The sequence below is a fragment of the Actinoplanes sp. NBRC 101535 genome (assembly GCF_030269225.1).
Classification (GTDB): Bacteria; Actinomycetota; Actinomycetes; order Mycobacteriales; family Micromonosporaceae; genus Actinoplanes; species Actinoplanes rectilineatus.
The window spans coordinates 562,181-581,026 of record NZ_BSSY01000005.1 but is presented as its reverse complement, the minus strand read 5'-3'; the positions used below and the strand labels follow the sequence as shown (position 1 = coordinate 581,026).

The 18,846-nt window shown below is 71.0% G+C and carries 16 protein-coding genes and 1 tRNA gene; 9 read left to right on the top strand and 8 right to left on the bottom strand.

What is annotated here, in order from left to right; genetic code table 11:
• Window positions 1-287: 287 nt before the first annotated feature.
• Window positions 288-899, bottom strand: a complete 612-nt coding sequence (locus tag QSK32_RS17655; RefSeq protein WP_285472559.1) for a TetR/AcrR family transcriptional regulator — start codon at window positions 897-899, stop codon at window positions 288-290.
• An 87-nt stretch (window positions 900-986) separates the two neighbouring features.
• On the opposite strand from QSK32_RS17655, the gene QSK32_RS17650 reads away from it, so the two are divergent.
• The gene (locus QSK32_RS17650; RefSeq protein WP_285472558.1) at window positions 987-1,661 is read left to right on the top strand and encodes a nitroreductase; all 675 of its coding nucleotides are present in this window, start codon (window positions 987-989) and stop codon (window positions 1,659-1,661) included.
• Window positions 1,662-2,295: 634 nt separating this feature from the next.
• Here QSK32_RS17650 and QSK32_RS17645 read toward each other — a convergent pair.
• The gene (locus tag QSK32_RS17645) at window positions 2,296-3,327 is read right to left on the bottom strand and encodes an LLM class flavin-dependent oxidoreductase (RefSeq protein ID WP_045747488.1); all 1,032 of its coding nucleotides are present in this window, start codon (window positions 3,325-3,327) and stop codon (window positions 2,296-2,298) included.
• Between the two features lie 283 nt (window positions 3,328-3,610).
• Window positions 3,611-4,018, bottom strand: coding sequence for a RidA family protein (locus QSK32_RS17640; protein ID WP_045747487.1), 408 nt, complete (start codon window positions 4,016-4,018; stop codon window positions 3,611-3,613).
• A 270-nt stretch (window positions 4,019-4,288) separates the two neighbouring features.
• On the opposite strand from QSK32_RS17640, the gene QSK32_RS17635 reads away from it, so the two are divergent.
• From QSK32_RS17635 to QSK32_RS17620, 4 genes are read left to right on the top strand one after another with little or no spacing between them, the layout of a single operon-like run.
• The gene (locus QSK32_RS17635) at window positions 4,289-5,170 is read left to right on the top strand and encodes an acetyltransferase (RefSeq protein ID WP_285472557.1); all 882 of its coding nucleotides are present in this window, start codon (window positions 4,289-4,291) and stop codon (window positions 5,168-5,170) included.
• A gap of 36 nt (window positions 5,171-5,206) precedes the next feature.
• Window positions 5,207-5,665, top strand: coding sequence for a nitroreductase/quinone reductase family protein (locus QSK32_RS17630; RefSeq protein WP_285472556.1), 459 nt, complete (start codon window positions 5,207-5,209; stop codon window positions 5,663-5,665).
• Between the two features lie 48 nt (window positions 5,666-5,713).
• Complete coding sequence (locus tag QSK32_RS17625) at window positions 5,714-6,649, top strand: TIGR03557 family F420-dependent LLM class oxidoreductase (protein ID WP_285472555.1); 936 nt, start codon at window positions 5,714-5,716, stop codon at window positions 6,647-6,649.
• A 10-nt stretch (window positions 6,650-6,659) separates the two neighbouring features.
• Window positions 6,660-8,093 (top strand): aldehyde dehydrogenase family protein, encoded by a 1,434-nt coding sequence (locus tag QSK32_RS17620; RefSeq protein ID WP_052721158.1) that lies wholly within the window; start codon window positions 6,660-6,662, stop codon window positions 8,091-8,093.
• A gap of 321 nt (window positions 8,094-8,414) precedes the next feature.
• On the opposite strand, the gene QSK32_RS17615 is transcribed toward QSK32_RS17620, so the two are convergent.
• From QSK32_RS17615 to QSK32_RS17600, 4 genes are all read right to left on the bottom strand, one after another.
• On the bottom strand, window positions 8,415-9,125 hold the full coding sequence (locus QSK32_RS17615) for a hypothetical protein (RefSeq protein ID WP_285472554.1): 711 nt from the start codon (window positions 9,123-9,125) through the stop codon (window positions 8,415-8,417).
• A gap of 14 nt (window positions 9,126-9,139) precedes the next feature.
• The gene (locus QSK32_RS17610; protein ID WP_169792559.1) at window positions 9,140-12,091 is read right to left on the bottom strand and encodes an NACHT domain-containing protein; all 2,952 of its coding nucleotides are present in this window, start codon (window positions 12,089-12,091) and stop codon (window positions 9,140-9,142) included.
• Between the two features lie 604 nt (window positions 12,092-12,695).
• Window positions 12,696-13,172: a VOC family protein gene (locus tag QSK32_RS17605; protein WP_052721157.1), complete on the bottom strand. Its 477-nt coding sequence runs from the start codon at window positions 13,170-13,172 to the stop codon at window positions 12,696-12,698.
• A gap of 51 nt (window positions 13,173-13,223) precedes the next feature.
• Window positions 13,224-14,219, bottom strand: coding sequence for an AfsR/SARP family transcriptional regulator (locus tag QSK32_RS17600; protein ID WP_285472553.1), 996 nt, complete (start codon window positions 14,217-14,219; stop codon window positions 13,224-13,226).
• Window positions 14,220-14,853: 634 nt separating this feature from the next.
• Between QSK32_RS17600 and QSK32_RS17595 the strand changes: the two genes are divergently transcribed.
• Together QSK32_RS17595 and QSK32_RS17590 are read left to right on the top strand one after the other, a co-directional pair.
• Entirely contained in the window at window positions 14,854-15,636 is a 783-nt protein-coding gene (locus QSK32_RS17595; RefSeq protein WP_045747481.1) for an SDR family NAD(P)-dependent oxidoreductase, read from the top strand.
• Window positions 15,637-15,722: 86 nt separating this feature from the next.
• Window positions 15,723-16,025 (top strand): hypothetical protein, encoded by a 303-nt coding sequence (locus QSK32_RS17590; RefSeq protein ID WP_157411532.1) that lies wholly within the window; start codon window positions 15,723-15,725, stop codon window positions 16,023-16,025.
• A gap of 19 nt (window positions 16,026-16,044) precedes the next feature.
• On the opposite strand, the gene QSK32_RS17585 is transcribed toward QSK32_RS17590, so the two are convergent.
• Entirely contained in the window at window positions 16,045-16,524 is a 480-nt protein-coding gene (locus QSK32_RS17585) for a BLUF domain-containing protein (protein WP_083449640.1), read from the bottom strand.
• Between the two features lie 74 nt (window positions 16,525-16,598).
• On the opposite strand from QSK32_RS17585, the gene QSK32_RS17580 reads away from it, so the two are divergent.
• Together QSK32_RS17580 and QSK32_RS17575 are read left to right on the top strand one after the other, a co-directional pair.
• Window positions 16,599-16,671: transfer RNA gene (locus QSK32_RS17580), tRNA-Leu, on the top strand.
• A 1-nt stretch (window position 16,672) separates the two neighbouring features.
• A complete protein-coding gene (locus QSK32_RS17575) occupies window positions 16,673-18,805 on the top strand; it encodes a hypothetical protein (protein WP_285472552.1) in 2,133 nt (710 codons plus the stop codon).
• The last annotated feature ends 41 nt before the right edge of the window (window positions 18,806-18,846 follow it).

Below are 18,846 nucleotides of genomic sequence, written 5' to 3'. Positions count from 1 at the left end.
GCGGTCAGCCGGTCAGCCGGTCAGCCGGTCAGCCGGTCAGCCGGTCAGCCGGTCAGCCGGTCAGCCGGTCAGCCGGTCAGCCGGTCAGCCGGTCAGCCGGTCAGCCGGTCAGCCGGTCAGCCGGTCAGCCGGTCAGCCGGTCAGCCGGTCAGCCGGTCAGGTCCGGGTTGAGCTGTCTGCCTCCCGGCTGGACGTCCGTGGCGGTCGGGGAACAGGTCGTCGGGCGCGAACGCCCGATGGCGATGGCCGGCTCTGTGGCAGCGCCCCGCCGAACGGTCCGGTGACCGTCATCGAGCGCGCCGGTCGTCACCTTCACCCGGCTCGCCGGGGGCAGGTGACGCGGGTGATCGGGCTTGTTCGATGAGGATCTCGGCGGCGGCGCGGGCGTGCCTTCCATACTCGGGGTCGTTCAGCACCATGGCCCGGCTCGCGGCGCCGTCGGCCAGTGTGACCAGCTGCTCGGCCAGCGGCTCCGCCGGATCGACGCCCATCTCGCTGATCAGGCTCGTGACCATGGTGAGCATCGCCAGCTTCTGCTCACGAGCGAAGGAGTGCACCCGCCCGTCCGGGTCGGGCTGTTCCACCGCCGCGTGGATGAACGGGCACCCGCGCACGCTCCCGTCCGGCCACGGTTGCACGTCGAACATCGCCAGCACCCGTTCGCGCGGTGTGAGGTCCTCCCTGGTGAGGACGGCGAGCACGGAGTAACCCGCCTGCACGACGTGGTCCAGATGCGCCAGCACCAGGTCTTCCTTGGCCGGGAAGTGCGCGTAGAGCGTTCGCTTCGACACGGGTGCCCGCGCGGCGATGTCCTCCATCGTGGTCGCCGTGATGCCCTTGGTCGCGAACAGACTGTTGGCGGCGGCCAGCACCCGCTCACGTCCACCTCTGCCACTCATATCTGAACTATACGCCACCGTTTACTTCGACCGCCGGGTCCGCTACGGTCGCTCGAAGTAAACGGTTACGTGTACCAGGGAGTGAGCATGACAGCAGCAACGGACGCCGCCGAACGACTGATCCGTGGACGCCACGCGACCAGGGCGTTCCTGCCCGATCCGGTGCCCGGCGACACCATCGAGGCCATCTTCGCGCTGGCTGGGGCATCGCCGTCCGCCTCCAACGCCCAGCCCTGGCGGATCGAGGTGGTCAGCGGCGCCAAACGGGACGACCTGGCCGCCGCGCTGATCGCCGCCCACCGCGAAGGCCGGCAGACCACCGACTTCCCCTACAGTGAGGACGTGTACGAGCCGGTCCACCAGCGCCGCCGCCGGGCCTGGGGCGCGTCGCTCTACGCCGCCCTCGACATCGACCGCGGCGCCGGGGACCTGCGGGCCGCGTACGACGAACGGAGCCTGAGTCTCTACGGCGCCCCGCACGTGGCCATGCTGTACGCCCCCGAGTCGGGCGACCCCCGTCTGACCGCGGACCTGGGCATGTACACCCAGACCCTGCTGCTGGCCATGACCGCGCACGGCGTCGGCAGCTGCCCCCAGGCGATGCTCAGCTTCTACGCCGACACGGTCCGCGAGACACTGGGCGTCGCCGGGGGCAGGCTGTTGTTGGGCGTCTCGTTCGGGTACGCCGACCCGGCGGCCCCGATCAACGCGGTGGCCGTAGGGCGCGAGCCCCTGACCGAGACCACCCGGTTCCACCACTAGAAACCTTCGTGATCAGGATGCGAAGCCCGTCCGCGTGGTGATTTCGGGTGTGCTGGGTGCCTCAATTCACCGCGCCCGTGGTGGGGTGTGGTGATTGCGGGTGTGCTGGGCGCCTCAAATCACCGCGCCCGTGGTGGGGTGTGGTGATTGCGGGCGTGCTGGGCGCCTCAAATCACCACACGGACGCTGACCGCGAAACGTGTATGGATGATTGAGGCGTACGGGCCGGCGCCGCCTGAGCTTGTCGGGGGCATACACAGCAGTTTTCTTCTACACCCGTGGTGGGTGTGACCACACCCACCACGGGTGTAGAAGAAAAACGAATACATGCCGAACACCCGGACGTGACACCGATATCGGCGCACTCGACCCGCGATCACTCATCGCATACGACCGTTGGCCAGCAAAATCTAACACTCCATCATCGAGAGGGAGCATCTCTCGTTCAGGGTGCGTCAAGGCAACGGTGTAAATCGATTTTTTGAAGGTCGGTTACGGCCTGCGGTGAGGCGTCCTGCGAAGGCGAGTTCGTCGGTGCTCACGGCAGGGAGGGCAACGACTCCTCGCCCGACGTCCATCGCACGGTTCGCGCCGGAGCCCGGCAGGAGCAGAAGGAGCAGAAGGGTGGGGCCGCTCAGCGTGGCGGGCTCGGGGTCCAGCCGATCGCGGGGGCTATGTGTTCGGTGATGGTCTTCAGGAGGCGGGTGTTGTAGTCGACGCCGAGCTGGTTCGGGACGGTGAACAGGACGGTGTCGGCTGCCTGGACGGCCTGGTCGGCGGCGAGTTCCTCGGCGATCCGGTCCGGGTCGCCGGAGTAGGTGCGGCCGAAGCGGGAGCGGACGCCTTCCAGCAGGCCCACCTGGTCCTGGTCGTCCTCGCGGCCGAAGTAGACGCGGTCGATCTCCTCGGTGATCGGCAGGACGCTGCGGGAGATCGAGACGCGGGGCTCCCAGTCGTGGCCGGCCTCCTTGAAGGCCTGCCGGTACAGCGCGATCTGTTCGGCCTGCAACTGGTCGAACGGGACGCCGGTGTCCTCCGACAGCAGCGTCGAGCTTTGCAGGTTCATGCCGGTCCGGGCCGCCCACTCGGCCGTCGCTCGGGTGCCGGCGCCCCACCAGATGCGTTTCCGCAGGCCGGGGGACTGGGGCTGGATCGCGAGACCGCCGCTCACTCCACCGGTGCGGGCCGGGTCGGTGCGGGCGACCGGGGTGCCGTCGACGGCCGCCAGGAAGATCTCGATCTTCTTGCGGGCGGTGTCGGCGGTGGTCTCGCCCTCGGCGGGGACGTAACCGAACGACTCGGCGCCGCGCAGCGCCGTCTCCGGGGATCCGCGGCTCACCCCCAGCTGCAGCCGGCCGCCGCTGATCAGGTCCGTGGCGGCGGCCTCCTCGGCCATGTAGAGCGGGTTCTCGTACCGCATGTCCACCACGCCGGTGCCCATCTCGATCCGGTCCGTCCTGGCCGCGATGGCCGCCAGCAGCGGGAACGGGGAGGCCAGCTGACGCTCGAAGTGGTGAACGCGGACGAACGCCCCGTCCACGCCCAACTCCTCGGCGGCCACTGCCAGGTCGATCGTCTGCAGCAGTGAATCCGCCGCACTTCGCGTCTGGGAGCCGGTCACGTTGCGCCAGTGGCCGAAGGACAGAAACCCGATCTTCTTTCGCACGCCTCCAGCAACTCCCCGGCGTTGCGGCCGCATTCCCGGCTGTGGTCCACCGCATGCCCCGCCCCCGATCACCCCGGCGACACGACGTCTGGAAGGCCGCGGGGTGGAGGGAGAGGCCCGGACCGGGACCGGCCCGCGGCGCCGCGATGAGGCCCGGACCGAGCCCGACCCGGCCCGGTTCCACCTGAATCTCGAGGATTCCTCAAGCCGGCCCTCACCGTCACCCTGCTGGGCGTGCTGCCCCGGGCCTGACGCGGACGGCCCGGCCCGGGCGCGGCGGCTGTCAGTCCAGGACGGCGGTGGCCTCGAGCTCCACCAGGTGCTCGGGGATGTCCAGGGCCACGATGCCGAAGAGCGACGCCGGGGGAGCGGCCGTGACGCCCAAGCGGGTGTACGCCCGTGTGATGCCCTCGACCAGGGCGGGCATCTTCGACGGGTCCCAGTCGACGGCGTGCACGGTCAGCTTGACCACGTCGTCGAACGTGGCGCCCACCCCGGCCAGGGCGGTCGCCACGTTGACGTAGCACTGCTCGACCTGGGCGGCCAGGTCGCCGGCGCCGACCGTCACGCCGTCGGCGTCCCAGGACACCTGCCCGGCCACGTGGATCAGCTTCGCGCCGGTCGCGACCGACACCTGGCGGTAGACGTCCACCACGGGGATGCCGGGCGGGTTCACCAGTGTCACAGCCATGATCTTGCCTCTCTTTCGGTTACTGGGAAACCGTAAGAGACCGGTGCTGAGCTGGGAAGAAGGCACTAAATCGAAACGGGGGCACCTTTCGGTAACCGATCATCGACCTGCGTAGACAGCCGCGGCCGGAAAGATCGGAAAGGATTGATAGGGTACGGACACGCCGTCGAACCGGGAAGGAGGTCAGAACGATGTCCGATGTTCTGCGCCCCGCCCGCGTACCGGCGTCCACGCGGCACTGACCGGGGCGTTCGCGTTCCGGAGGTTCCCATGACCGACGTGGTCATCCGCTCCCTCGCCGCGGGCGAGGAAGACCTGTTCGACTCGATGCCCGACCCGCTGCCCCAACTGCGCCAGGTCGGCTACGCCGACGGGCTGGCCGGTGGCGGCTACCGTCCCGAGCACACCTGGGTCGCCCTGCGCGCCGGCCGCGTGGTGGCCCGGGCCGCCTGGCTGCAGCCCCCGGGCGCCGTCGGCGCCCCCTGGCTGGAACGGTTCGACCTGAGCGCCGAGCCCGCCCTCGGTGTCGCTCTGCTGCACGCCGCGCACGAGGCGTTCGGCGGCCCGACCCGGTATTTCGCGGCGGTGCCCGCGTACTGGCGCCGCAGCCCCGAGGTCCGTGCGGTCGTCGACGCCCCGATGGCGGCGGCCCGGCTCGCCGGCCTGACCGAGCGGGTCGAGCGGATCCGGTTCTCGTGGGCCGGGGCGCCGCTGCCCACCCCGTCCGGCCGGTACACGTTCCGCCCGGCCGCCGATGCCACGGAGATCCGGGACCTGGTCGCGCGGATCCCCGATCCGGCCGTGCTGACCGGCAAGGAGATCGCCGAGACGGTCGGCGGCGTGGACCTGGCCACCGACCCGCTGTCCTGGCTGACCGGTCCACCGCGGACCTGGCGGATCGCGCTGCGCCACGACGTCCCGATCGGGCTGGCCGCCACCGCGGGCGACGCCTGCTACCCGATGATCGCCTACCTGGGGGCGCTCGAGGAGGCCGTCCACGGCGAACTCCTGGCTGACGCGGTCGAGACCCTGTCCACCGGCGGGGCCTACGAGGTCGTGGCGGACACCGAGGCTTACCGCGTACCCATGGTGGCTGATCTGGAAAGGACCGGTTTCCGGCAGATCCGTGCCCGGCTGCTCTTCACGCCGTAGGCGACTGCCGGAACGGGCGCGGTAGGGTTTCCTGCCATGGCAGCCAAGATCCCTCCGCGCCCGTTGATCCGGGTGGCCTGGTCCGTGCACCGCGCGGTGCTCGCCGTCTCCGGCGCGCGGATCGGGCTGGCCCTGCCGGTCGCCGGCGCCAAGAGCGGCATGCTCCAGCTGCACACGGTCGGGCGCCGGTCGGGGAAGCCGCGGGCGGTCGTGCTCAACTACCTCGAGGACGGCGACGACCTGGTGGTCCTCGCGTCGAACGCCGGCGACCCGGCCCACCCGGCGTGGTGGCTCAACCTGGAGGCGCGGCCGGAGGTGTCCGTCGACCTGGTGGGCGGCCGGCGTTCCGTACACGCGAGGGCGGCCGGCGGCGATGAGCGTGAGCGGTTGCTCGGGCTCTTCCGGGGTCTCCCGATGTACCAGGACCTCGACGCGGTCTTCGCCCAGCGCGGCCGGGAGACGCCCGTCGTGGTGCTGGAGCCGCGCCGGGCCTGAACCGCTCGGCGCGGGTGTGGGCGGGCGTTTCGGGGGTATGCGCTGTTCGTGCGCATCGGATACTTCTTGTCTTCTGAGGAATACACGCCGGCCCAGCTGATCGAGCAGGCCACGCTGGCCCAGGACGCCGGGTTCGCGAGTCTCTGGATCTCCGACCATTTTCATCCGTGGAACGACGAGCAGGGGCAGGGCCCGTTCGTCTGGTCGCTGATCGGGGCGCTCAGCCAGGTCGTCACGATCCCGGTCACCACCGCGGTGACCTGCCCGATCCAGCGGATCCACCCGGCGATCACCGCGCAGGCCGCGGCGACCAGCGCGGTCCTGCACGAGGGGCGGTTCGTGCTCGGCGTCGGCACCGGGGAGGCGCTGAACGAGCATGTCACCGGGGAGCGCTGGCCGTCGGCGGGGGAGCGGCTGGAGATGCTCGAGGAGTCCGTCGCGGTGATGCGGGAGCTGTGGCAGGGCGGGTTCGTCAGCCACCGCGGCCGGCACTTCACCGTCGACCAGGCGCGGCTCTACACCCTGCCGGATCAACCCCCGCAGGTGTACGTGTCAGCGTTCGGCCCGAAGGCGATCGACGTCGCGGCCCGGATCGCGGACGGGTACATCTCCACCATGCCCGACGGCGACCTTGTCACGAGATATCGGGAGAAGGGCGGTAAGGGTCCCGCCCAGGGTGGATTCAAGGGCAGCTGGGCACCGACCGAGGAGGAGGCGGTGACGACGGCCTACCGGCTGTGGCCGAACGCCGCCGTCCCCGGTGAACTGTCCCAGGTGCTGCCGTCACCCCGACACTTCGAACAGGCGTCGCAGCTGGTCACCGAGGAGATGATCCGTGACGCGATCGTCTGCGGGCCGGACCCGGCCGGGCACCGGGAGCAGATCCGCGCGTACGAGAAAGCCGGCTTCGACGAGATCTACATCGCCAACACCGGCCCCCACTACCGCGAGTTGATCGAGATGTATCGGCGGGAGTTCCTCTAACCTTGCCGCCATGATGTTCGTGGACGGGGAGTGGTGGGCCGCCAAATCCGGGGCGACCTTCGTGGCGACCAGCCCGGCCACCGGTGAGGCCATCGGCACGGTGGCGCAAGGGGATCGCGACGATGCGCGGGAGGCGATCGACGCCGCCCGGCGGGCCACCGCGCAATGGGCCGGGCTGTCCGCGTTCGAGCGGGCGGCGCTGCTGCACCGCGTCGCGGACGTGATCGAGGGCCGGCGTGACTCGCTGGCCCGCACACTGACCCTGGACCAGGGCAAACCGTTGCACGCGGAGGCGTACGACGAGGTGGACGAGCTGATCGTCTACTGGCGGACGGCCGCCGAGGACGCCAAGCGTTCCGGCGGGCTGCTGCCCCCGTCGTCGAGCCGCGGCACCCGGGCGATGCTGATCCGCCGCCCGCGGGGCGTGGTCGGGATCATCACCCCGTGGAACTGGCCGTACACGATGCCGGCCGAACTGATCGCGCCCGCGCTGGCCGCCGGCAACACCGTGGTGTGGACGCCGGCGCCGTCGACCAGCATCGCCGCGATCGCGCTGGCCAAGTGCGTGGCCGCGGCCGGTCTGCCGCCGGGCGTGTTCAACCTGGTGACCGGTCCCGGACCGGTGGTCGGCGACGAGATCGCCCGCAACCCGGGCACCGACGCGGTCGCGTTCATCGGCTCCACCGTCACCGGACGGCACGTCGCTGCCGCTGCGGCGGGTAAGGCGACACTGCTGGAGATGGGCGGGAACGGTCCTCTGGTCGTACTCGAAGACGCCGACCTGGACCGGGCAGTCGAGGGTGCCCTGACCGCGTGTTTCCTGTGCGCGGGCCAGAGTTGCACGGCCGGCGAACGGCTGCTGGTGCACCATTCGCGGGCTGAGGAGTTCGCGTGGCGGCTGGCCGCGGCCGTGCGGGACCGGATCCGGTTGGGTGACCCGTTCGACGCGGCGACCACGATGGGCCCGCTGAACAACGCCGGGGTGGCCGACAAGATGTCCGCGCACGTGGCGGACGCGGTCGACCGGGGCGCGCTGGTGCTGACCGGCGGCGAACCGGCCAAGGGCTTCCCGACCGACCTGTACTGGCCGGCGACGGTCCTGGCCGGAGTGCCCGCCGACGCTCTGGTGGCGACCGAGGAGACGTTCGGGCCGGTCGCGCCGATCGTCGGCATCAGCGGACTCGACGAGGCGATCGCGCTGACCAACGCCTCCCGGTACGGTCTGCTGGCCGCCATCTACACCGCCGACCTGCGGCAGGGGCTGCACTTCGCCGACGCGGTCCGCACCGGCTGGGTCAACATCAACGAGTCGACGAACTACTGGGAGAGCCACCTGCCGTTCGGCGGCCGATCCGGTTCGGACAGCGGCATCGGCCGGGTCGGCGGCGCCCACGCGATGGACACCTTCACCGAACTGCAGACCGTCATCATCGGCCCGGCCTAGCGAGAACACTCCGCGACGTCTCCCGCTCCCGGTCACGACCGTACTGCGACGCTGACGTGGCTGTTCCCGCAGTGGAAGCGGGCAGGTAGCCGACGAGAACATCGACGGCTACCTGCCCGTGGAGCAGTGACCCGGCGGCGAAGCCGCGGGCCGCGCTCGGGGACGCCACCACCGGTGAGCTGGTCGCGCAGTTCGGCGAGAAGCCCGGCGACTCCGTCAGCGCGCAGGGCCTGGTCGCCACGTCGGACTACCGGCTGTACCGCGACGGCGTCCCGATCACCCCGCCGGACCGAGCCGTGCACGCGGTCGGCGACGACGGCGCTACATCCCGATGGCGGCGTTGAGCTGGTCGATGCCCTGCTGGGCCAGGGCCTGCACCTCGGTGCCGGCGGCGTTGGCGGCGATCGGCACGAGGAAGCCGCGGAGGGCGGCGACGGCGCGGCGTACCCGACGAGGTTCGGGGTCCGCCCCGGTGATCTCCTCGAGGACGCCGGCGGCGGCGTCCTCGGCGTCCTGCCGGTCGTCCGGGCCGAGCTGATACGCGGGAAGCCGCGCCACGATCGCCGCGACCGCCTCCGCCAGCGCCTCGAAGCCGGGCGCGACATCCTTGTTCGACTGGTGCTGGGTCACGTCGTGGTTGCCCCAGGCCCACTGGTTGCCCTGGGCGTCGCCGTGGATCACCGGCCCGTGGTGGACGGTCGTCGGCCCGGGCCCGTGCCGGTCGCGGAGATATCCGGCCACGTCACCCGCCCAGTCGGTGACACAGTCGATGCCGTCGGTGGTGATGTCGGCACGGAACGGCCCGGGCACCTGGGCCACCGTGACGCCCAGGATCAGACCCCTGTCGGCGAGGTACCCGGCCGCCTCCTGGATCTCGGACAGCGAGAACCTGCGGCCCGCCCACTCCGCGTGCTCGTCGTCGGCGAACTGGCCGGTGAGCGGCATGCGCGCCCGCACCTGCCGCCGGCCGTGGAACCAGCGCAGCAGGCCGTCCCGGCAGGCCCGTACCCGCAGTACCTCGTCGTTGTCCATGGTCAAGACTCCCCTCACCCGTTCAGTGGGCTGTCGCCGATGATCGACAGCCGGTTCGACGCGTTCAGCCGGGCGCGGGCCCGGATCGGGCGCAGCGCGTTGTCGATGGCCGCCATCCGCCGGCGGTAGTGGACGATCAACTGCGCGGACACCGCCGTCCACGCGATGATCAGAGCCGTGGCGGCGGCCCACCCGAGCAGCTCGGCCAGCGCGCTCAGGGTCATCACGGTCAGCCCGCTGACCGAGACCACCGCCCCCACGACGAGGATCCACTGGGCCCGTTCCAGGAACTTCTCCAACTGGTCCACCAGCGGGTCGGCGAAGTCGAAGGCGTCGAAGATGTCGTTGACGAACGCGAACGCCGCCAGCAGCAGCACCGGGATCACCAGGACGGTCAGCAGCAGCCCGAGAGCCGGCGGACCCCACGGCCAGAACCCGAAGACCGTGCCGAGCGACCGGGCCAGCCCCAAGGCGATCAGCACCACGAGCAGCGAGCCGGCCGTCAGGTAGGCGCTCGCCTTGAGGAACCGGGGCTGCGGCGGATCGTCCTGGACCGCCAGCCACTGCTCCCGCGACGCCTTCGGCCGGAAGCGGCAGAACACCCGGACGATCGCCTCGATGTACGTGCGGTCGTCGAGCATCCGGATGATGTGCTTGCGGTACGGGCGTACCTGATGAGCGTCGAGGATCTGCTCGCAGACCGACGCCACCCGGCCCGGCATCGTGGTCTGGTAGAACGCGCTCAGCGCGTGCTCGCCGGCCGTCCAGTGCGGGAACCGCCGCACGTTGAGACCCAGCGACTGGAACTCCTGCATGAGTTCCGCACTCGGCGACGTCTCTGCCGCCGGCAGTTCGGACACCGCGGCGACGATGCCCAGCGGGATCGCCAGCCGCGGATCGATCTGGTCCACGCCGGGCGGTATCTGGTCGGCGCGACCCTGCTCGATGAGGTGGGCGATCCGGCCGGCGATGATGCGCATACCGCCGCTGTTCGGCCGTGCGAACGGCTGCCACACCCAGTCCAGGCGCTTGCAGTCGGTGCGGACGTGGACGTCGCTCAGCTCGAGGCCCGCCTCGATCTCCGAGTTCCGGATGAGGACCGCGAGATGCCACGCGGCGCGCAGCGCCTTCGCGTCGTCACCCCACAGCATGGACACCAGCGCCTCGCAGGCGGCCGGCGTCCCGACGACCGCCAGATCGTCGAGCGCCTGCAGCGAACCCGCCCGCGCCGACGAGGTCAGCGCGGCGATCGCCTGCTCACCCATGGACCGCAGCGCCGTCCGCGCCCGCGGGTCGCCCTCGGCCGCGAGGTCGGCGAGGAACACAGCCGCCTGCGGCAGCCGGGTGCCGGCCAGCGCCGCCATCGCCCACCGGGCCGTCGCCCCGGTGCCGGCGCCGGCCTTCTCGACCAGCAACCGGAAGGTGTACTCACCGCGCGGCCGGCCGTCCGCCGCCACCGCGGCGAACGCCGACGCGACCGCCCGCTCGTCCCAGCCCCGCAGTGCGTTCGGGCTCATCGACTCGACGATCACCTCACGGGCGAAGGCGTCGTCGATGCGTTTCGCCTCGGCCAGGCACTCCAGGGCGAGGAGCCGGTCCTCGCGGACGCCGGTGCGCAGGATGGTCCGGACCACCTCGGTGCAGTCCCGGCTGGACGCCCCGCACCAGAGCTTGACCGTCTCGCGCCACGCCGGCCGGTCGGCGAAGTAGCGGTACAACAGCGTGTCCGGCTGGGCGGTCAACTCCACCGCGGCGAGGTACTCCTGCAGGGTGAGGTGCGGGAAGGCGTACCGGGAACTGCGGCTGTCCAGCCGGACCAGCAGCTGACTCCGCTGGTCGATCTCGTTGATCAGCGGCCGGGCGTGCTCCGGTCCCATGTTGAGGTCCGGCAGGATCTGCTTGGTGATCGCGACGAGTTGCGCGCCGTCGATCGACCGCCGGTCGGGCTGCGTCGCCGGGGTGTCCTGCAGGGTCAGGGCGATCCGCTGCAGCACCGCGAGCTTGTCCTGCCAGTCGTACACCGAGACGGAGTCGTGCCGCAGCATGTCGTGGTCGCGGCGCAGCAGATGGTCGATCGCCATCTCGTAGAACGCCGGCCGCGACCCCGGCAGACCGCGGCGGCTCTTGGCCAGGACCTCGGTGTGAATGTACGCGATCATCGTCAGCAGCAGCGGACTGGCCGCCAGTCGCATCAGATTCTGATGATGCTGGAGATCGGAGAACAACTTCGCCGAATCGGACGCGGTCATGGCCGGCCAGTTGTTCAGGAAACGGCGGATGTTGGCGTCGTCGAAATCGGCCACCTGCACATGCTCGGTGAATGCGGTCTGCAATTGCCCGAAATACGCGGCGGAACGACAGGTGACCACCATCTGACACCCTGCATGGGTACGCGCGAAGTCCCGCAACATCGCCGCGACCCGGACCTGGTCCTCCTGCCCCACCTCGTCCAGCCCGTCGAAGAGCAGCGCCAGCTTGCCCTCGCGCAGCGAGATGTCCAGCATCGCCGGGCTCATCCGGACGTCGTTGCGGGACAGCTCGTCCCGGATCATCTGCTCCAGCCCGGACTGGTCGGCGTTGCAGCGGTGCAGGTCGATCAGGACCGGCAGCCGGGCCGGACCGGGCGTGCTCTCCCCGGCCCACAGCAGCATGGAATGCTTGAGCAGCATGGACTTGCCGGCGCCGGGCGGGCCGAGGACGACCACCCGCAACTGGCGGCGCAGCCACTCGTAGACGTCACGCCGTTCGTTGCCGATCTGATATTCGAGCGGGACATAGATCTTGAGGACGTCGATGCTGCTCTTGCCGGTGTGCTCGTTGACGAAGCCGAGGCGGTGCTTCGCGAAGTTCTGCCGGACCGCGCGACGGTAACGCCCGACGAGCCGCCGCCGCAGTGGGCGCCCCGACGACGCCAGGGCGAAACGGAACGAAATGGACTGCGCGAGACGCCCGGCCGGACGTCTCACGGTCCAGAGAACCACTGCCGACGCAAGGATCACCGGCGTGCCGAAAAGCAGCGGTTGCCAAAGATCGCCCCGATTCATGGACGTATTATGGGAATTCGATCATCGCGCTGGCAACTTGCTCTTGGAAACGTGGATCACGGCGTATTCGGCGCGGTTTTCGTGAATAACTCTCACCGTGTCCGAGCTGGATCCTTCCAGCTGTCGGACAAGGGTTGCGGGGCCGCGCCTCCAGCTTCCGGTCAGGGTTGCGGGGCCGCGCCTCCAGCTTCCGGTCAGGGTTGCGGGGCCGCGCCTCCAGCTTCCGGTCAGGGTTGCGGGGCCGCGCCTCCAGCTTCCGGTCAGGGTTGCGGGGCCGCGCCTCCAGACACGTTTCGTCGTCAGGGTCCGCGTGGCGACTTCAGTCGCCCACCACGCCCGAAGTCACCACACCCACCCGAGCGTGGTGACTTCGGGTGCCCACGACGCCCGTAATCACCACACCCACCCGAGCGTGGTGATTTCGGGTGCCCACGACGCCCGTAATCACCACACCGCCACGGGTGTGGTGACTTCGGGTGCCCAGCGCGCCCGAAATCACCACGCAGACCTTGACCGCGAAACGTGTCTAATTCTCGGCCAGGGACCGCAGCGCCTCGTCGAGCGAGGTGAAGACGATGTCGGAGCCGCCCTCCCAGTGCGGGAGCGGGTCGGGCTGGCCGGGCGCTGCGGCATACAACCACCAGATGTTCTGCCACGGATCGAGCATCCGGCCGAGCGTGCACTCGCCGTAGAACGGTGTCGCCGGGGTGATCACGGTGGCGCCGCGGGCCGACGCGCGGTCCAGGGTCTCGGTCACGTCGTGCACCCAGACCTGGAGCAGGGCCGGACGGGCGGGCCAGCCCTTGAGACGGTCGGTGATCACCAGGGTGGCGGTGCCGATGCGGATCTCGGAGTGGATCAGTTTGCCGTCGGGCATCGGGGTGCGGGCCTCGGGGACCTCGGCCACGTCGAAGACGGCGGTGACGAACCGGATGAGACCGGCGGCGTCGTCGACGATCACCAGTGGGTTGAGGGCGGCGTTGTCGCCGTGGGATGCGATCACCAGGGCAGCCTGGCAGCGATTGCGGCCACAATCCGACCGTTGTCGCCGGGTTCAGGGCATGGCGGTCGGATCCGGTGGGAACAGGTCGTGGCCGGTCCACGGGTCCACCGGATCGGGATAGGCCGGATCGACAGGGAACGGGCGGGTGTGCCCGGGCTCGTCGTTGTCGATCGCTCTGGTCGGGGGTGGGCCGGTGCGGGTCGGGTCGGCTGGCATCAGCCTGGTCGGGGGTGGGCCGGTGCGGGTCGGGTCGGGTGGCATCAGCCTGGTCGGCGCCGGTGTGATCGGGGCCGGACGGGTGGGTGCGGGGACGGGCATCACCCTGGTGCGGACCGAAGCCGAAGCCGAAGCCGAAGCCGGAGCCGAAGCCGGGGCCGGGGCCGAAGCCGGGGCCGGGGCCGGGGCCGAAGCCGGGGCCGGGGCCGAAGCCGGAGCCGGAGTGGGGGCTGTGGCTGGGGCCGGAGTCGGACTGGGGACCGGAGTCGGCTCGGACTGCGGCTGGATTTCGGATGACGGGGTGTGGGGCGGGGTGGGCGTCGCGGTGCTGCCGGTGGGGGCTGCCAGCAGCCGGCCGGCGCCGGCGTGTTGCTCGATGAGGCGGGCTCGGGCCTGGGCGAAGACCGGGCCGGTCAGGCCGGCCAGGGGTTCGCCCTGCCAGAGGTCCAGCGCCTGCCTGACGTCGTCGGTGTGCTGCCCGTCGCGGGCCCGGGACAATGCGGTCAGGAAGACGGCGGCGTCGACGGCCTCCTCGGGGGCGTCCAGGACGTACCCGTTCTCGGTGAATCTGATCAGTGATGGTCCGAGGGTGCGGCGCAGCGCGCCGACGAACCGTTGCACCACGTCGGCGCCGCCGTCGGGTGGGTCGCCGCCCCAGAGGACGGCGATGATCCGGGGCATCGGGACGGGGCGGCCGGCGTTGAGCAGTAGCAGGGCGAGCAGGGCCTGCTGTTTCGGTGGCCCGAGGTCGACCGGCGCGGTGCCGCGGAAGGCGCGCAGCGGGCCGAGGATCGTGAAACGCAGAGGCGCGGCGGCCGAGTTCCCGATCATCGCGTTGTTCCCCCGGCGGGCGGCGCTTACCTGACGGAAACATCATAACGACCCGCATCGTGAATCCCATCCTGCCACCGGGCCAATCGCCCGCCCGTGGCCGAGCGGCCGAGCGAACGGGTGAACAGGCGAGCGGCCGAGCGGCCGAACGGGCGAACGGGCGAACGGGGCTAGACACGTTTCGTGGTCAGGGTGCGAAGCCCGTCCGCGTGGTGATTTCGGGCGCCCTGGACGCCCCAATTCACCACACCCCTGGTGGTGTGGTGATTACGGGCGCGCTGGACGCCCCAATTCACCACACCCCTGGTGGTGCGGTGATTACGGGCGCGCTGGACGCCCGAAATCACCACGCTGTTGTGGGTGTGGTGAATACGGGCGTGCTGAGCGCCCGAAATCACCACAGAGGCAGACCCTGACTGACTCATTAGGTGTCTAGCGGGCGAGCGGGCGAACGGGCGGGCGGGACGAGAGCGGAGGGCGGGTGGGCCGACGTGGCGTGGGTGGAGGGAGCGAGCGGGCAGAGCCGTCGAACAGCTGGTGGAACGGTGCGCGGCGGTACGCGTACACAAGGAAGCTTTTGGAGGGTTATAGGGTCTACTGACTAGATCAAGCGATTGACTTAAAAAGGGGACCCGTGAACGACTACACCCACCGGTACGGACCTGTCGCGCTGGTGACCGGGGCGTCGTCCGGTATCGGGCGGGCCTTCGCGGTCGAGCTCGCCGCCCGCGGCCTCGACCTCGTGCTGGTCGCCCGTCGCGCCGACCGGCTGCGGGACCTGGCCGCCGAGCTCACCGCGAAGCACGGCACCGGCGTGCACGTCCTGCCCGAGGACCTCACCGATCCGGGTGCGCCGGACCGGATCCTCGACGCGGTCCGCGACCTGGACGTCGGCATGGTGGTCAACAACGCCGGGTTCGGGGTCAAGGGGGCCTTCGAGAGCGGTGACCCCGGTGCCCTCGCCGACCTGCAGACGGTGAACTGCACCGTGCCCACCCGGCTGGCCCACGGTCTCGTCCCGGCGTTGCGGCGGCGGGGGCGCGGCGCGCTGCTGTTCACCGCCTCGGTGGAGGGGCTGATCGGATGCCCCTACTCCGCGGTCTACTCGGCGAGCAAGGCGTACGTCATCGCGCTGGGCGAGGCGCTGTGGGGCGAACTGACCCCGGCCGGCATCGACGTGCTGACCCTGTGCCCGGGCGCCACCGACACCGAGGCCCCGGCGAAGCAGGGTATCGACCCGGCCACCCTGCACCACCTGATGTCGCCCGAGGCCGTCGTGGACAGCGCCCTGGCCAATCTCGGCGTCGAACCCCTGCACGTGCCGAGCGACCACTACCGGCAGTCGATGGAGGGGCTCCGGGCGATGCCCCGCCGCGACGCGCTGACCGCGATGGCCCGGGCGATGGCGCCGGCGTAGAACCGAGCTCACACGCCGGGCACAGGAGCGGCACAGGTCGGCGGCCGATCGTGGAGAGCGTCACCGGTTCACGAAGGGGTCGTCCGATGCGTAAGCGTTCACTGTCAGTCATGCTCGCCGCGATCACCGGCCTGGCGATGGGCGGCCTGATCACCGCCCCGGCGCAGGCCTCCGGGCGGGCACAGGGCCGGACGACCGAGCTCGTGGTCGACACCGTCACCGAGCCGCCCACCCCGCCCACGACCCGGGACCTGCTCATCGTCGAGGACGGTCCGGCGACGGTGCCGGACCTGCCCTTCGACACCCGGCTGGGGTCCCCGGTCATGGTGGCGGTGGTCGACGTGCGGACCCGCGCCGACGTGGAGGACGAACCGGTGCGGTTCGCCTGACCCTTCCCCCCGGGGGCGGTCAGGCGTTCGGCGCGGTGAGATCCGGCATGGCCGCCGGGCGCAGGCTCGGCAGGACAGCGGTACGGCGCGTCAGGTGTACGCCACGCAGCCGGTCCAGCAGCAGCCGGGAGTTCTCGCCGGACAGGTTCGCCGGGAGCAGCCCACCCGGCACCACCTCGTCGAGGACCACCCGGATCGCCGGGGAGTCGACGTCGAGCAGTCCCATCGACCAGTCCGGGTACGCGCGCCGGTCGGTGTCGGCCATCGACAGCAGCTCGACCCGGTGGTGGCGGTCGTCGGCGGCGATCACGGTGAAGGTGCGGGTCACGGTCACCCGCTCACCCTCCAGGCACTGCAGGAAACAGGTGCGGTTGAACAGCAGCACCCCGGTCAGCTCGTCGCGTGCGTTGTTGCGCATCGCCTGCTGCTGGATCTCGAAGATCTCACCGGACGGCAGGGGTGGCTTGGCGCTGATGTAGATCAGCCGGCTCAAGGTCACCTTCGCACCGTACGCCGTACGGGCACACGCCCGTCGTGGAACGCCCGAACCCGTGCACTAGGTTCGTGCGGATACGGCGTGTAGCTCAATCAGCAGAGCACCGGGCTCAGGACCCGGAGGGAGCAGGGGCGGAACCTGCCACGCCGGCGTGGAGAGTACACAGCCCGGCACGGCGTACCCGTTGGGACAGCTCGCGGCGGCGTTCGTCACCGCGACGACGCACGAGGACCCGGCCACCCGGGCGCGGGCCGGGAAACGGGTCGAGCGCTGGTCGCGGGTGCTGGCCGGGATGGCGTCCGGCAGGGTACGCGTCGGGTCGCGTACCCCGATGGCCGGTTATCCCGCCTGGGTCACGCCGACCGTGGTCAAGGGCGGGTTCGCGACCGGGGAGCCGGTGGCGGGTGGACCGCTGCGCCCACAGGAGACAGCGCTCGGCGACCTCCGGGGCCGGGTGTTCGCCCACTTCTTGACCGATGCGGGGCAGGCCGAGCTGTGTGCGCTGCTGGACAGTGGTGCCTACCGGCTGAGCACGCCGGAGGAGGCGGCCCTGCTCGTGGTGGCGTGGCTGCTGCGGGCCGGCGATCGGTCCGGCGCGCTGGGTGTGCTGGACAGCATCGGGCCGTTCGCCGATCGCCTCTGTTTCGTGCCCTCTCCCGGTCCGGTGGGTGAGCAGGATCCGGAGGTGCTGTGGCGGTCCAGTGCGGGTGAGGTGGGCGCCGCCCTGGCCGGGCGCCGACCGAACGAGCGGGTCGAGGCGATGCGCGAGGCGCTGGCGGTGTGGAATCCGCTCGCCGACGAGTTCCTGTCCCTGTGGCTGTCCGCCGGCTTCTCGTCTGCCGGCCCGTCTGCCGCCGACGACGAGTGGCGGGAGCGGGCGACGGCGCTGCTCGCCCGCTACGACCGGCTCGCCGGCCGGTACACGCGGTGCCGAAAACACCGCAATCCGAAGGAGAACCTGGCCGTCCTGCGATCCGCCGCCCGGCACGTCGTCGCCGGCAAGGAACTCGCGCCCCGGCAGGCCGGACTGCTCCGCCACGTGATCACGTCGATGGTGGCGCGGCGCGGACGGCCCGGATCGGCCGGGCACACCGCGCTGCGTGACGGTCAGGCGCGGATCGCGAGCATTCCCGGACGGCACCGGCTGGCCCGCGTGGTGGTGTCCCGGATCGCCGCACTCGACCCGGACTCCGGGATCCGGGACGTGGCGGCGGTCTGCGCCCCGGTGACCGCCGCCGAGGCCGCCACGCACGGGATTCCCGCCGGTACGCCGATCCCCGACGAGGTCCGGCAGGTCGTGCGGCGGGCCCAGGCCGGGCCGGTCGACGAACTGGTGCGCTCCGGGGCGGTGCCGTCGGCCGAGGTGCTCGCGGAACTCGTACCCCAGTTGGCGGCCCGGACGAGCGCGGCGGCGTACCCCGATGAGGCCGTGGAAAGGCTGGTGGCGGCCTCCTACCGGGCGTTCCGCGTGCGGCGGTCGCTGCTCCTGGTCGACCTGGCGCATCAGGTGCGGCTGTCCGAACTGCCGTGGATCGACGCGTTGCGCCCGCACCGGCAGGCCGGTGACGGCACCCGCCAGGAGGCGTTCGCCACGCTGCGGCGGCTCGGGGAACTGGCGGTGGACGGCTTCCCCGCGACGCTGCTACCGAACCCGCTGATCAGGGAACTCGCCGCGCTGTCCACCGAGGCCGGACGGGACCTGCCGTGGGTGGAGCAGCTCGCCGCCGACATCTTCACCGGCTGGTTCACGCCCAAGTTCGTGCGGGCCGCCGACCTGGCCGGTGAGTTGCTGGCCGGGAGCCTCTACGCGCGTTACTACGACATCGAATACTCGGGGCTGCGCCGGCAGGACTTCGGCGAACGGTGTCACGCCCGTGCCGGGGTGGCCCGCAGCGGCCGGCTGACGGTGGGCGAGAACGGGATGGTGATCGAGCAGGCGCAGATCCTGACCAGCCACAACCTGGCGACGCTCGTGCACGCGGTGGGTGTCGTCCCGGCGGACGGCTGGGCTCCCGTGGCACGGCGGACGTTCGCGTCGGTGGTCCGGCTGTCCGGTCGGGATCAGCGCGATCTGGCGTACGCGTGGCGACAGCTGATCTTCTTCCTGTCTCTGCCCGGGGTGGACGCGTCATCGGTCGTCGAGCAGTGCCGCACCGATCTCGCTGCGGCGCCGGTGTCTGCCCGGTCCCGCCTCGAGGCCCCGCTGAACGACCTGGCCGGTGTCGTCACGGGCGGCCGCCTCACCCGTGAGCAGCAGCTCCTCGGATGGGCGGCCCGCCGCTGATCACCGCGTTCCGATCACTCGGTCCTGGTCGTTTGTTCTGA

Bases quoted from the DNA above. Each gene is read 5' to 3' on its own strand.
- QSK32_RS17655 (WP_285472559.1), bottom strand. From the start codon at position 899: ATGAGTGGCAGAGGTGGACGTGAGCGGGTGCTGGCCGCCGCCAACAGT.
- QSK32_RS17650 (WP_285472558.1), top strand. From the start codon at position 987: ATGACAGCAGCAACGGACGCCGCCGAACGACTGATCCGTGGACGCCAC.
- QSK32_RS17640 (WP_045747487.1), bottom strand. From the start codon at position 4,018: ATGGCTGTGACACTGGTGAACCCGCCCGGCATCCCCGTGGTGGACGTC.
- QSK32_RS17635 (WP_285472557.1), top strand. From the start codon at position 4,289: ATGACCGACGTGGTCATCCGCTCCCTCGCCGCGGGCGAGGAAGACCTG.
- QSK32_RS17630 (WP_285472556.1), top strand. From the start codon at position 5,207: ATGGCAGCCAAGATCCCTCCGCGCCCGTTGATCCGGGTGGCCTGGTCC.
- QSK32_RS17620 (WP_052721158.1), top strand. From the start codon at position 6,660: ATGATGTTCGTGGACGGGGAGTGGTGGGCCGCCAAATCCGGGGCGACC.
- QSK32_RS17615 (WP_285472554.1), bottom strand. From the start codon at position 9,125: ATGGACAACGACGAGGTACTGCGGGTACGGGCCTGCCGGGACGGCCTG.
- QSK32_RS17600 (WP_285472553.1), bottom strand. From the start codon at position 14,219: ATGATCGGGAACTCGGCCGCCGCGCCTCTGCGTTTCACGATCCTCGGC.
- QSK32_RS17590 (WP_157411532.1), top strand. From the start codon at position 15,723: ATGCGTAAGCGTTCACTGTCAGTCATGCTCGCCGCGATCACCGGCCTG.